General features: G+C 39.4%; 10 protein-coding genes, 1 pseudogene and 1 CRISPR repeat array. All 11 genes and pseudogenes read left to right on the top strand.

Annotated features, from left to right (window positions below):
- Nucleotides 1-26 precede the first annotated feature (26 nt).
- Complete coding sequence (gene cas1 / locus DW650_RS14790; protein ID WP_118210358.1) at nt 27-932, top strand: type II CRISPR-associated endonuclease Cas1; 906 nt, start codon at nt 27-29, stop codon at nt 930-932.
- Nucleotides 925-1,245, top strand: a complete 321-nt coding sequence (gene cas2, locus DW650_RS14785; protein ID WP_186899580.1) for a CRISPR-associated endonuclease Cas2 — start codon at nt 925-927, stop codon at nt 1,243-1,245. Before cas1 ends, cas2 begins: the two co-directional genes overlap by 8 nt.
- A 100-nt stretch (nt 1,246-1,345) precedes the next feature.
- Nucleotides 1,346-4,151: direct repeats of the CRISPR family, unit length 36 nt; unit sequence ATTATATCATACCAAGTGATAACAGGGAATTACAAC.
- Between the two features lie 286 nt (nt 4,152-4,437).
- The gene (locus DW650_RS14780) at nt 4,438-5,370 is read left to right on the top strand and encodes a tyrosine-type recombinase/integrase (RefSeq protein ID WP_118210357.1); all 933 of its coding nucleotides are present in this window, start codon (nt 4,438-4,440) and stop codon (nt 5,368-5,370) included.
- Nucleotides 5,256-5,786 (top strand): annotated as a pseudogene (locus DW650_RS14775) (IS91 family transposase); the annotation flags it as partial. The gene DW650_RS14780 and the pseudogene DW650_RS14775, both read left to right, overlap by 115 nt.
- Before the next feature lie 5 nt (nt 5,787-5,791).
- Nucleotides 5,792-6,178, top strand: coding sequence for a hypothetical protein (locus DW650_RS14770; protein ID WP_118210356.1), 387 nt, complete (start codon nt 5,792-5,794; stop codon nt 6,176-6,178).
- Nucleotides 6,179-6,240: 62 nt separating this feature from the next.
- Nucleotides 6,241-7,968 carry an extracellular solute-binding protein gene (locus DW650_RS14765; protein WP_118210355.1) on the top strand — a complete coding sequence of 576 codons (1,728 nt, stop codon included), beginning with the start codon at nt 6,241-6,243 and terminating at the stop codon, nt 7,966-7,968.
- Nucleotides 7,969-8,035: 67 nt separating this feature from the next.
- Nucleotides 8,036-8,992, top strand: a complete 957-nt coding sequence (locus tag DW650_RS14760) for an ABC transporter permease (protein ID WP_117921925.1) — start codon at nt 8,036-8,038, stop codon at nt 8,990-8,992.
- Between the two features lie 12 nt (nt 8,993-9,004).
- On the top strand, nt 9,005-9,901 hold the full coding sequence (locus DW650_RS14755) for a carbohydrate ABC transporter permease (protein ID WP_117921926.1): 897 nt from the start codon (nt 9,005-9,007) through the stop codon (nt 9,899-9,901).
- An 83-nt stretch (nt 9,902-9,984) separates the two neighbouring features.
- Entirely contained in the window at nt 9,985-11,133 is a 1,149-nt protein-coding gene (locus DW650_RS14750; RefSeq protein ID WP_118210370.1) for a glycosyl hydrolase family 8, read from the top strand.
- Nucleotides 11,134-11,159: 26 nt separating this feature from the next.
- Nucleotides 11,160-12,563, top strand: a complete 1,404-nt coding sequence (locus DW650_RS14745; RefSeq protein ID WP_118210369.1) for a family 43 glycosylhydrolase — start codon at nt 11,160-11,162, stop codon at nt 12,561-12,563.
- 72 nt (nt 12,564-12,635) lie between these two features.
- Entirely contained in the window at nt 12,636-14,282 is a 1,647-nt protein-coding gene (locus DW650_RS14740) for a sugar ABC transporter substrate-binding protein (RefSeq protein WP_118210354.1), read from the top strand.
- The last annotated feature ends 10 nt before the right edge of the window (nt 14,283-14,292 follow it).

Here is a 14,292-nt window from a genome sequence, read left to right as displayed (position 1 = left end):
TTTTTGGGGTTAAGTATGGGGGACAAATGGGATTTCGAAATATTAAGATAGACAGCTATGTAAAGCTGTCTATTAAGGATCAGCAGTTAAATATTGAAACAGATGTATCCAGACAGATTCCGTTAGAGGATATCAATTGTATTATTATTGAAAATCAGACGGTAGCAGTATCTGCATATTTGCTTCAAAAGATGGCAGATATGGGGATAGCAGTTTATGTCTGTGATGAAAAACATCTACCGAATGCAGTACTGCTTCCACTGGCAAAACATAGTCGTCACTTTAAAATTTTAAAATACCAGATGGAAGCAGGGAAACCTCTGCAGAAAAGACTCTGGCAGCAGATTATAGTGCAGAAGATCAGAAATCAGGCATTGTGCCTTTCTTATCTTAAACTGGATGGCGTAGAAGAATTGATGAAGATGTGCAAAGAAGTCCAGTCTGGTGACAGAACACATGTGGAGGCGAAAGCAGCAGCTTTTTATTTTAAGTGTCTGTATGGTTTAGGGTTCTCCAGAGGAAATGATCATATTATCAATTCAGCGTTGAATTATGGCTATGCGATTGTAAGAGGAATCATTGCCCGTTCAATTGTCTGCTATGGATTAGAACCTTCGATTGGTGTATTTCATCACAGCGAATTGAATAATTTTAACTTAGCTGATGATATGATTGAGCCATTCAGACCATTGGTTGACCTATATGTGTCCCAGAATTATGATATAGCAGAAATTGACAGTAATCTTACACCAGAGCGAAAGAGAGGCATTTTTGGTATTTTAAATTATGACATGAATGTGAAAGGAGAAAAACGCATTATCAGTAATTGTATTGATATGCTGGTGGCAAGTTACAGCAGTGCTTTGCAGGAAAAAAGAACCGATTTGGAGTTGCCCGAATTGATGCAATTACAGGTACATAGTTATGAATAAATTTATGAGAATGTTAGTTTTTTTTGATCTCCCTGTAGTAACTGCAAAAGAGAAAAAAGATGCCGCAAAATTTCGTAAATTTTTATTGAAAGACGGCTATCATATGGTACAGTGGTCTGTATATTCGAGAATTTGCAATGGTATGGATGCAGTCGCAATGCATAAGCAACGTTTAAAATTGAATCTACCCATAAAAGGATCGGTGCGTGTATTGGTCTTAACAGAAAAACAGTATGAGTCTATGGAAATTATGCTGGGAACAAAGACATTCGATGATACCCCGGAATCGATAGAATTATTAGATGTTTTTTGAAAAAAGAAGATTTTTGATAGAATTCAACTCTGAAATTAAATATTTTTTTGAACTGAAATCCCCACGAATCCCTGTGTTTCGTGGGGATTTGTGTTCCCTAATTATATCATACCAAGTGATAACAGGGAATTACAACTACATCTTTGTTCTCAAATGGATAGTGATGATTATATCATACCAAGTGATAACAGGGAATTACAACAAATATGAGACACTTTTTGAAGTTAAGAATATTATATCATACCAAGTGATAACAGGGAATTACAACTTCAGCGAACTTCACAAATTCACTTTCCGATTATATCATACCAAGTGATAACAGGGAATTACAACATAGGGTCGGTGAAGCCGTTCTGCTTCATGATTATATCATACCAAGTGATAACAGGGAATTACAACAAAACCGGCATTTCTTCTGCCTGATCACTTATTATATCATACCAAGTGATAACAGGGAATTACAACTTCTGCAGTCTCCCAGGGATATCCTCATAAATTATATCATACCAAGTGATAACAGGGAATTACAACTCTGACGTTACGTTCACTGAACCATATACAATTATATCATACCAAGTGATAACAGGGAATTACAACCAATTCGGGACGAAAATAGAGTACCTAGGTATTATATCATACCAAGTGATAACAGGGAATTACAACGTTTAAGCGTAATTATATGATCGGATCGCAATTATATCATACCAAGTGATAACAGGGAATTACAACTCTCCCCGTAGCCGACAGGTCAGCATCTTTATTATATCATACCAAGTGATAACAGGGAATTACAACATACCCCGCGCCGTTTCATCATAACGCGCAATTATATCATACCAAGTGATAACAGGGAATTACAACATACCTCCTGTTACAGTTGCAGATACTGCAATTATATCATACCAAGTGATAACAGGGAATTACAACAACAACACGACCGTTTGCAAGCAAAAACGATTATATCATACCAAGTGATAACAGGGAATTACAACATGTACTACTTGAGTATATCTTATTCTTTAATTATATCATACCAAGTGATAACAGGGAATTACAACTAAAGACTGCGCCGGGGTTTTTTGCACTTTATTATATCATACCAAGTGATAACAGGGAATTACAACATATCGCCTATGCTGTCTCTGACACGCCTTATTATATCATACCAAGTGATAACAGGGAATTACAACACCATTGTGATTGCTGTAGGAGTCCCTATAATTATATCATACCAAGTGATAACAGGGAATTACAACATTCGGTCAAAGCATTACAGGGCAGATAAAATTATATCATACCAAGTGATAACAGGGAATTACAACACAAATGATTATATCAATAAAGGACTTGAAATTATATCATACCAAGTGATAACAGGGAATTACAACGATGTATCATCTTTTCTTAATAAATTAATAATTATATCATACCAAGTGATAACAGGGAATTACAACGGAGTCGAACCCAGAAACCACTCATTGAGATTATATCATACCAAGTGATAACAGGGAATTACAACGTGAGCGGTGTCGCTCCGGCAATCGAACGAATTATATCATACCAAGTGATAACAGGGAATTACAACTTCTTTCATGTTATCTTAAAAAAACACAACATTATATCATACCAAGTGATAACAGGGAATTACAACATAACACAGCACTTTCTTACAATTTAAAAAATTATATCATACCAAGTGATAACAGGGAATTACAACCATGTGACGTTCTAATGTTTCGTTTTTTGTATTATATCATACCAAGTGATAACAGGGAATTACAACCTCCCTGTGCGTAATCAATACTTTTTTCCAATTATATCATACCAAGTGATAACAGGGAATTACAACTTAACAAAGGAACTGCAATCGCCTTTACCAATTATATCATACCAAGTGATAACAGGGAATTACAACGTTGGTTTTGTTACACCTTTATCAAGCACTATTATATCATACCAAGTGATAACAGGGAATTACAACAATGGGAGCACATCTCTAGTAGACATTACCATTATATCATACCAAGTGATAACAGGGAATTACAACCCCAGTTACCAACGATTCCATAAACAGCAGATTATATCATACCAAGTGATAACAGGGAATTACAACCTCTTCCCCATTCCCCGTTTCAAACGTCCGATTATATCATACCAAGTGATAACAGGGAATTACAACGTGAGTCTGCCTGCATTACCGTCTGGTATAATTATATCATACCAAGTGATAACAGGGAATTACAACAAATAGTAGTTGTTTCAATATCAAAAGTCAATTATATCATACCAAGTGATAACAGGGAATTACAACCATTCCATCCTATTTCCGCATTTTGAAAATATTATATCATACCAAGTGATAACAGGGAATTACAACTTTGACGGCTTCCATGCTTTTCTATACATTATTATATCATACCAAGTGATAACAGGGAATTACAACAAATCAAATGCATTTGTTTTAAATTGCAATATTATATCATACCAAGTGATAACAGGGAATTACAACCAGGCCCTGCTGGTTCAGGTAAAAACTTCACATTATATCATACCAAGTGATAACAGGGAATTACAACTAACCGGTTTCTTTTAAAGTTTGTAGTACAATTATATCATACCAAGTGATAACAGGGAATTACAACTCTCATCGGTGCAGGTGGGGCAGTTCCTGCATTATATCATACCAAGTGATAACAGGGAATTACAACAAGTCTGACAATTTCTAAAGCGTTGTTAATATTATATCATACCAAGTGATAACAGGGAATTACAACCCGTTCTGTTCAATCACGATCAACTGCCATATTATATCATACCAAGTGATAACAGGGAATTACAACAGCCATTTAAGCCATCCTTTTTTATTCCAAATTATATCATACCAAGTGATAACAGGGAATTACAACTTCTGCAACTTTTTCAGATTCATTAAGTGCATTGTACCAAGTCGCTAGCGCGACGGCTAGCCCCAGTTACGTAAAAATTACCACTTTTATAAAAAAATAGCAGTTTTTGTATTTATGTTGTATTGTTAAGTTACCACACTCAAACAACCACATAACAACCAAAACTGCTATGCGTATTTTATCATGTTTTTTTAGACTTAACAATTACATATCTTATTTTTTATCCAGATCACCACATGTTTTTGTGATGTTACTTTATCTTTCACTTATTTCAGGAGGTTATTTCATGGATTATTTAAAACGCTACCAAAAAATGATTTCTCTTCGTGGTCTTACCGACCATACAATGAAATCTTACCAGACTTATATTTCTACTTATCTCGATCATATCGGGAATACCCTTCACAAAACGCCTTCACAGGTCTCTTACAAAGATCAGCGGCGGTTTCTTGAGATCCTTCAAAAGGAACGGAATCTTTCTGATCGTACGATCAATGTTGCCATTTCCCAACTGCGTTTTTTCACTTTTTACGTTCTTCATAAGCCCTGGGATGACACACAGCTTCCTATGCGGAAATTTGATACCTATCTGCCATTTGTCCCTACAAAAGAAGAGACCAAAATCTTTATCTCTACCATGACCGATCTCAAACCGAAAGCTATGGTTGCTCTCATGTATTCTTCCGGTCTTCGCATTGGTGAAGTCTGCAATCTCCGTTATGAAGACATTCAACGGAAAAATATGCGCATCCACATCACTCATGGTAAAAACCGCTCTGACCGTTATGCCATTCTTTCCAAACAGGCGCTTGACATTCTTACCGAGTACTGGTTTGCCTGTGGAAGACCTGCCGGCTACCTTTTTCCAAAACAGAGAGATTCTTCAAAACCCATTGACACCTTTTATCACTCCAGACATATCGCAAAACATGAGGCAGAACTCGGATGGTCAAAACGCCTTACCTGTCATTCTTTCCGACATGCTTTTGGAACACACCTCTATGAAAACGGTGCTGATCTTATGACCATAAAAACCCTGCTTGGTCATAAATCTCTGGAATCCACAACCATCTATGTCCATCTGGCTGTCAACGGCAAACATACCGCAACTGCCCGAACTGTCAGGCTGTCAAAAAAGAACTCTGGGTGGATAAACGCAGAGCCGAAGTCATTGACTCGCCGTATTTTCATGTGGTCTTTACACTTCCACACGAATTAAATCCGCTTCTCTATAACAATCAGAAGCTTTTATACGGTCTTCTTCACAGATGTTCCGCCGAGACACTTTTGGAATTGTCTGCCGACAAAAAGTATCTCGGTGCAACACCCGGGATTATTCAGGTTCTCCACACCTGGAACCAGACACTTGATTATCATGTACATATGCACTGCATCGTATCCGGCGGCGGCATTACACCGGATGGGAAGATCCGTAAATCAAAAGGAAAGTTTTTTATCCCCGTGTTTGTGTTACGGGATAAATTTAAGGGAAAATTCCTATACCATCTGAATGTCCTGTACCAGTCAGATGTTCTGAAAGTACCCGTTTCTTTCTACAGGCAGGAAACATCCTTTTGCTGGAATACCTTTAAAGACTCCCTCTATCAGAAAGACTGGTGCCCTTATATCAAAGAAATGATGTGGCAAACGCATATCAGACAAGTTTTTTAAAACCACTTGCGCTTGCGCGGACAGAAGCAGATAAGTTTGTGATGCTTGTTGACTGTAAGAATCTTAATCTGGATAAGTTACCACAGCTTTTACATAGAATTTATGATAAGCAGGATATAAGGATCGAGCTGTATGGCAGATGCGGGATTTATTATGTACCGGAAGATATTACATTGCAGGTGTCAGATATGTGTGACCGTGCCAAACTTGCAAAAACCTATATCCCGAATCAGTATGTGAAACCATATGCCATATTTAATGAGCAGATGAAAGAGGATTATGAGCAGAGAAGCAGGGCACTTCTTTGTCGTTCTATCCGAATATCTATAATTTACCCTGCTTTTTACTATACTTAGTCTGATTGTTTGTACGGCAGGAAAAGGTAAAATAGTCTTATCGAAAGGGAGGTAATTACAATATGAAAAGAAAAAAACTTGTAAGCATGTTATTGATCACAGCAATGACAGCAACACTTTTCGCCGGATGCGGTGGCAACAGCGGAAATAACGGAAAGACCTCAAATGCAGGATCTTCTGCTGCGGGAACAGAAAGTTCTGCAGATGCAGGAACAGAAAATGGTGATGTGAAAGAGTTTACAGCATTCTTTGCAGTACCGGGATCTGAGATCAATGATGACAATGAGATCCAGCAGATCATTGCAGAAAAAACAGGGGTGAAGGTAAAGGAGACATGGCTTACCGGACAGACAGCAGATGAGGCAGTCGGAACAATGATTGCCGGTGGCGAATATCCGGACTTTATTGAAGGTGGAAGCGGACAGATGCAGTTATATGAAGCAGATGCATTGATTCCACTGGATGATTACATTGAGCAGTATCCAAATATCAAAAATCTTTTCACAGATTTAGAGTGGGAAAAACTTCGTCAGGATGATGGACATATTTACTGGATTCCACAGTTTAGTTGCATTAAAAACGAAGAAAAAGTTTGTACACATAATGATGAGGCATTCTGGATTCAGGCAAGAGTTTTAGAGTGGGCAGGCTATCCGGAAATAAGAACCATGGATCAGTATTTTGATCTGATCGAAGCATATAATGATGCAAATCCTACCATGGAGGATGGAACAGCAAATATTCCTTATACTATTCTCTGCGATGACTGGAGATATTTCTGCTTAGAGAATGCACCACAGTTCCTTGATGGATATCCAAACGATGGAAGCTGTATGGTAGATCCGGATACACTTACAGTACTTGACTACAATACATCTGATACAGCAGTGAAATACTTTAAAAAATTAAATGAGGAGTACAAAAAAGGTATCGTAGACCCGGAATCTTTCACACAGACATATGATGAGTATATCGCAAAACTTTCTACCGGACGTGTTCTTGGTATGATCGATCAGTGGTGGGATTTCGCTTACACAGCAGGTGATGCATTAAAACAGGCAGGCTTAGATAAACAGGGCTGTGATTACATTCCACTTCCGGTCACAATTGATGAGAGTGTGAAAAACCAGTGGCATAACTCAGGCGGAGCTTTCAATGAAGCAACAGGTCTTGCTATCACAACAGGATGTGAAGATCCGGATGCAGCAGCTAAATTTGTCAGTGATCTTTTAGATCAGGATACACATAACCTTCGTTTCTGGGGTGTTGAAGGTGTTGATTATCAGGTAGATGAAAACGGCGAGTTTATCAGAAATGATGATCAGAGAATGCAGGCTTCTGATACAGCATACAAAGCATCACATTTATGCTCATACTCATACTTCCCACAGTACAGTGGAACAAGTGATGACGGAATCAATGCAAACAAACCGGAAGGACAGGCAAACGAATTCTTTGATGGTTTAAATGAAGATGTAAAAAAAGCATTTGAAGCATATGGCGTAGAAACTTATGTAGAGATGCTCGGAACAAATGAGGCTCCTGGTGACTGGTATCCGATGTGGTCTTTCTCAAATAACTTTACGACAAGTACACCGGGTGGTATGGCATGGACAAAGATTGGTGAAGTAAAACATGAACAGCTTCCACAGGTTGTCATGGCAGATGATTTTGACAGTGCATGGGCAGCTTACATGGATGCATATAATGCATGTCAGCCGGAAGATTTCCTTAGTGAATTACAGACAGAACTTGATACAAGAATGGAACAGGCTGCTCAGTTCAAATAAGAGAAGAAATATAATTTAAAAACGGGCAGATGGAAAACATCTGCCCATTTTTTTAAGGGGTGAAGTCATGTCGTTAGCGAGAACAAAATCAAAAGAAAAAATAAAAGAGAACCGGACTAAAATTACATGGAAAGAGATCAAGAGGCAGAAAGTTTTACTGTTCTGGGCTGCGATCCTTGTCATCTATGGAGTGATATTTTATTATCTGCCACTGGCAGGATGGGCAATGGCATTCCAGAATTACAAACCAAAGCTTGGTATCCTCCATTCACAATTTGTCGGATTAGACAAATTTAAAATGTTATTCTCGGATATGACTTTTATCCGGGTAATCAGAAATACACTTGCAATGGGTGTTATTAACCTTGTGGTAACATTTGTGACAGCGATCGCTTTTGCAATTTTATTAAATGAGATGGTCACAAAAGGCGGGAAAAAAGTGGTACAGACGATATCTTATCTGCCGCACTTTCTTTCCTGGATCATTGTAACAGGTATTTTACATGATATGCTTTCCGGAACCGGAATCATAAATGAAATGCTTGTAAATTTACATCTGATAGAACAGCCGATCAACTTTTTTGCACATCCGGGATATTTCTGGCCGATCGTTGCATTTGCAAATGTGTGGAAAGAAACAGGATGGAATGCAATTATTTATTTATCAGCGATCACAGCGATCGACCCGTCACTTTATGAAGCAGCAGCGATTGATGGTGCCGGAAGATGGGCGAAAATTAAATATGTTACTCTGCCGGGAATCAAACCAACTATTATTATTTTACTTTTAATGAATGTAGGAAATGTCTTAAATGCAGGATTTGAGATTCAGTATCTGTTAGGAAACGGACTTGTACAGAAAGTATCCCAGACCATTGACATTTATGTATTAAAATGGGGTATCAGTCAGGGAGATTATGCAATCGGTACTGCAGCAGGTATCTTCAAGAGTCTTGTAAGTATTATTCTGATCGTAATTGCAAACCAGATTGCAAAACGAAATGGAGAGGAACAGTTATTCTAGGAGGTTTTGGTCATGGCAAAGACACAAAAAAGAAAGAAAACAAAAAAGATACAGGTATTTCCGATCGTAAATGCGGTCATAATGATCCTGTTTGTGATCATTACCCTGTATCCGGTATTAAATACATTGGCAATTTCATTAAACGATGGAACAGATGCATTAAGAGGCGGGATTTATCTGTTACCGAGAAAGTTTACATGGAAAAACTATACGACTGTGCTTCAGAAAGATAATCTGATCACCGGAGCTTATATTACAGTCGCAAGAACGATCATCGGTACGGTTCTTGCACTGATCGCAAATGCGATTCTTGCATTTATCGTCAGCAGAAAAAGATTTTTATTCAAAAAAGAAGTATCTCTTTTCTGGGTTATCACCATGTATGTAAATGGTGGACTGATTCCGACCTTCCTTTTATACAAAGGACTTGGACTTACAAACAGTTTTTGGGTTTATGTAATTCCGGGCATGGTAAGTGCATTTAATATGCTTGTCATCCGTACATATATGAATGGTATACCTGACAGTTTAGAGGAATCTGCGCAGTTAGATGGTGCGGGATATACAACGATTTTCTTAAAAATTTATTCTCCGCTGTGTAAACCGGTATATGCGACAGTTGCATTATTTGTTGCAGTCGGGCAGTGGAACTCATGGTTTGATGCAATGTTATATAACCGTATGAGTGATAACTTAACAACGCTTCAGTATGAGTTAATGAAATTATTATCATCCGTAACAAACCAGGGAACCAACGCAGAGGCTATGAAAAATGCAGTAGGAACCGTTACACCAACTTCTGTTCGTGCTGCAGCAACCATTATCACCATGCTTCCTATCATCTGTATTTATCCGTTTTTACAGAAATACTTTGTGACAGGACTTACCCTTGGCGGTGTCAAAGAGTAAAGGATAGAAGATCAGGCTGTGCAGAATTTGTGCCGGAGCACAAACTAAAAATGCCCTGGAAAGCGGCAGGAATGGAGATTAAAATGGCAGGAGCAGTTTTGACAGGAAAATACCGCAATGTTTTTAAAGAGTGCGGATATTCTGAGGATGAGATAACAAAAAGAGTAGAGCAGACATTTGAAACCATTTTTTATGGAAAAGAGGAGGAAAGGTTTTACCATGAAGTGGGAGATGACATGGCTTATATGGAGGATACCGGAAACCATGATGTCCGTACCGAAGGCATGTCCTATGGGATGATGGTCTGCGTACAGATGAATAAAAAGGAAGAATTTGATCGTCTCTGGAAGTGGGTACGCACTTATATGTATATTGAAAACGGACCAAATAAAAATTATTTTGTCTGGTCCTGCGGGTTAGATGGAAGTAAGAATGCAGACGGTCCTGCTCCGGATGGAGAAGAATATTTTGCAATGGCACTGTTTTTTGCGTCTGCACGCTGGGGAGACGGAGAAGGAATTTTTAATTACGGCGCAGAGGCAAAAGCGATATTAAGAGAATGTGTCCACAAAGGGGAAGCATCACATCCGGGAGAGCCAATGTGGGAGCCATCAAACAAACTGATCAAATTTGTGCCGGGATTTGATTTTTCTGATCCATCCTATCATCTGCCGCATTTTTATGAGTTATTTGCAAAAAATGCAGATCCCTGTGACCGGACATTCTGGGAACAGGCAGCGGAGGCAAGCAGAGGTTATCTGCATTTGGCATGCCATCCGAAGACCGGATTGTCTGCCGAGTATGCGGATTATGATGGAAAGCCTCATATTGGGCATCAGGAAATTTTCGGACGTCATGACTGGTATTACAGTGATGCTTACCGTACCATTGCAAATATCGGCATGGATCATCTCTGGTTTGAAAAAGATCCCTGGCAGGTCGAAATCGCAAACAGATTACAGCACTTTTACTGTGCCGAGCAGAAGGAACACTGGGACGGAGTATTTCTGACCGATGGAACAAGATTAGAGGAGAAGGCACTTCATCCGGTTGCCATTGTTGCAGTAAATGCACAGGCATCTTTAGCGGCAGACGGGCCATATGTGAAAGAATGTGTGGATCGTCTGTGGGATACGCCGCTTCGTACCGGAGACAGAAGATATTATGATAATTTCCTTTATATGTTTGCAATGCTCGCACTTTCCGGAAATTACCGGATCTATCAGAAGTGATGTTTTATACAGGAATGGGGATGGAAATGAAAAAACAGGTATATAATCCATATCTGCCATCGTGGGAATATATCCCGGATGGTGAACCATATGTTTTCGGGGACAGAGTTTATGTCTTTGGATCACATGACAGATACAATGGGCATGTGTTCTGCCTGAATGATTATGTGTGCTGGTCTGCGCCGTTAGACAGTCTGGGGGAATGGCACTGTAGTGGAACCATTTACCGGAAAACAGAAGATCCTTTGAACAAAGACGGGAAAATGTGTCTGTATGCACCGGATGTGACAAGAGGGGCAGATGGAAGATATTATTTATATTATGTTCTGGATAAGGTATCTGTTGTATCTGTGGCAGTAGCAGAAAAACCGGATGGTCCGTATAAGTTTTATGGATATGTGCATGATAAAAACGGAAACCGGATCGGGGAGCGCAGTCAGGATGAACCGCAGTTTGATCCGGCTGTACTGACAGAGGGCGATAAAACGTATCTCTATACAGGATTTTGTGCGGCGAATGATGCGTCAAGGCACGGTGCTATGGGAATGGCACTTGGTAAGGATATGCTGACAGTCATAGAAGAACCCCGGATCGTTCTGCCAAATCATGTTTACGGAAAAGGAACCGGATTTGAAGAACATGAATTTTTTGAGGCACCGTCAATCCGGAAAAAGGGAGATTATTACTATCTGATATATTCTTCTGTTGTGATGCATGAACTTTGTTATGCAGTCAGTAAAAATCCTCTGGAAGGTTTTACTTATGGAGGCGTGATCGTCAGCAACTGTGACGTTGGCATTACAAATGGAAAACCGGCGGAAAAACCTGTGGCATATGGTGCAAATAATCATGGAAGCATCATAGATATCATGGATCAGTGGTATATTTTTTATCACAGGCATACAAATCATTCCTGGTATTGCAGGCAGGGATGCGCAGAACCGATCGTATTTCAGGGAGAACGTATCTGTCAGGCAGAGATGACATCCTGTGGACTAAACGGAAGTCCCTTAAGAGGAGAAGGAACATATCCGTCTTATATCGCATGCAACCTTTTTACGGACAAAGAAGAAATGTATGTCGGTGGGGAAAAACAGCCGTATATTATGCAGGACGGGTGTGATGGTGATTATGTCCCTGCCTATATTACAAATATGACAGATCATGCAACAGCAGGATTTAAGTATTTTTCCTGTAAAGGAATCAAAAAATTAGGAATCTGTGTCAGAGGATATGCAAGAGGAGAATTTGAGGTCCGGACTGTATGGGATGGTCCTGTCTGTGGAAAGATTCCTGTTGAGTTTACAAATGTGTGGGAAAACTATGAGGCACCTGTGAAAATAGAGGATGGAGTACAGGCACTTTATCTGACATTTCGCGGAGAAGGTACTGCAGATTTAAAATCTTTTACGTTTGACGACAATACATAAGTTATCCTTTACTTTAATATGTAAATTTCCTATAATAAACATTTATAAAAACGAAAAAGGAATTTATATGTTATGAAAAAAAGAGTGATAGCAGCACTTTGTGTAGTTGCATGTATGGCAGGTCTGGTACATGTTTCAAAAGGGAGCAGTGTACCGGATAAAAATATAAAACATTTTACCGCTTTTTTTTCGGTAGAAGGAGATACGTTAGAACCAGATAACGAAATCCGGCAGAAGATCGCACAGCTGACGGGTGCAGATTGTGAGGAAATATGGCTTGTCGGGCAGACAAAGGAAAATGCATTGAATGCTTATATAGTGAATGGGGAATATCCGGATTTTATATCAGGAGAGGTCAGTTTATATGAAGCAAATGCATTGATACCATTAGATGAATATTGGGATAAATATCCGAATATCAAAGGATACCTGACTAAGGAACAGTGGGACAGATTCCGGCAGGCAGACGGTCATATTTACTGGATTCCGCAATTTGGAGTATCCCATGGGGAAGATGTGGAGGTAACACATACCGGAGAGGCATTCTGGATACAGACAAGAGTATTGAAATGGGCAGGATATCCGAAGATTCATACCGTAGATGAATATTTTGATCTGATCGAACGCTATGTTGCAGCAAATCCTGCGATGGAGGATGGAACGAAAAATATTCCGTTTACGGTGCTGTGTGATGGATGGAGATATTTCTGTCTGGAAAATGTGCCGCAGTTTCTGGATGGTTATCCGAATGATGGAAGCTGTATTGTTGATCCTGATACGCTGCAGGTAGTGGATTATAATACGACAGATACGGCACAGTGGTACTTTAAAAAGCTGAACGAAGAATTTCATAAAGGGATTCTGGATGCAGAATCTTTTACTGCAACTTATGATGATTATCTGAAAAAGCTGTCTACGGGTGCTGTGTGTGGCATGCCGGATCAGTGGTGGCAGTTTTATTATGCAATCGTGGGTATCTATGACCAGAACGGATTGCGGGATTTAGGGTGTGATTATGTCCCTCTGCCAATTACACGTGAGGAAGGAATCAAAAATAAATGGCATGTGACACGTTCCGCAGAACTTGACAGTTCGACGGGATTATCCATTACAGTATCCTGTCAGGATATTGATGGAGCCATGCAGTTTATCAGTGATCTGATGGAACCGGAGATTGTTAAGTTACGTTTCTGGGGAGAAGAGGGAATTGATTATTCTGTTGATGAGAATGGCATGTTTTATATGAATGAAGAACAGGGAGCGAGACGGAGCGATCAGGAGACTGCAGAAAATCATTTCTGTTCTTATTCTTATTTTCCAAAAGTAGAAGGGCTTCTGCCGGATGGGAAAAATGCATTTTCCATGGAATATCAGTCAGCGGAGTTTTTGAAAAATCAGCCACAGGATGTGAGAGAATGTTTTGAGGCTTATGGGGTTACAAATTATGTTGAGATGCTTGGAACAAATGAAGCGCCTGGCGCCTGGTATCCGATGTATTCTTACACAACAGCACTGTCAGTTAATTCACAGGCAGGGCAGATCAGGGAACAGTTAGATGAGGTAAAACATAAATGGCTTCCGCAGGTTATCATGGCAGATGATTTCGATACTGCATGGGAAAATTATATGCAGGAGTATAACGCATGTGATCCGGCTGCATATCTTGAAGATCTGCAGTCAGAGGTAAATAAAAGAGTGGAACAGGATATCTCTGATTAGGAAGCAGAAA

This window comes from Roseburia sp. AM23-20 (assembly GCF_003470905.1).
Lineage (GTDB): Bacteria > Bacillota > Clostridia > Lachnospirales > Lachnospiraceae > Roseburia > Roseburia rectibacter.
This window is presented reverse-complemented; position numbering and strand designations above follow the sequence as displayed.

Coding starts and splice junctions, on each gene's coding strand:
- cas1 (WP_118210358.1), top strand. CDS start 27: ATGGGATTTCGAAATATTAAGATAGACAGCTATGTAAAGCTGTCTATT.
- DW650_RS14760 (WP_117921925.1), top strand. CDS start 8,036: ATGTCGTTAGCGAGAACAAAATCAAAAGAAAAAATAAAAGAGAACCGG.
- cas2 (WP_186899580.1), top strand. CDS start 925: ATGAATAAATTTATGAGAATGTTAGTTTTTTTTGATCTCCCTGTAGTA.
- DW650_RS14755 (WP_117921926.1), top strand. CDS start 9,005: ATGGCAAAGACACAAAAAAGAAAGAAAACAAAAAAGATACAGGTATTT.
- DW650_RS14745 (WP_118210369.1), top strand. CDS start 11,160: ATGAAAAAACAGGTATATAATCCATATCTGCCATCGTGGGAATATATC.
- DW650_RS14750 (WP_118210370.1), top strand. CDS start 9,985: ATGGCAGGAGCAGTTTTGACAGGAAAATACCGCAATGTTTTTAAAGAG.
- DW650_RS14765 (WP_118210355.1), top strand. CDS start 6,241: ATGAAAAGAAAAAAACTTGTAAGCATGTTATTGATCACAGCAATGACA.
- DW650_RS14780 (WP_118210357.1), top strand. CDS start 4,438: ATGGATTATTTAAAACGCTACCAAAAAATGATTTCTCTTCGTGGTCTT.
- DW650_RS14740 (WP_118210354.1), top strand. CDS start 12,636: ATGAAAAAAAGAGTGATAGCAGCACTTTGTGTAGTTGCATGTATGGCA.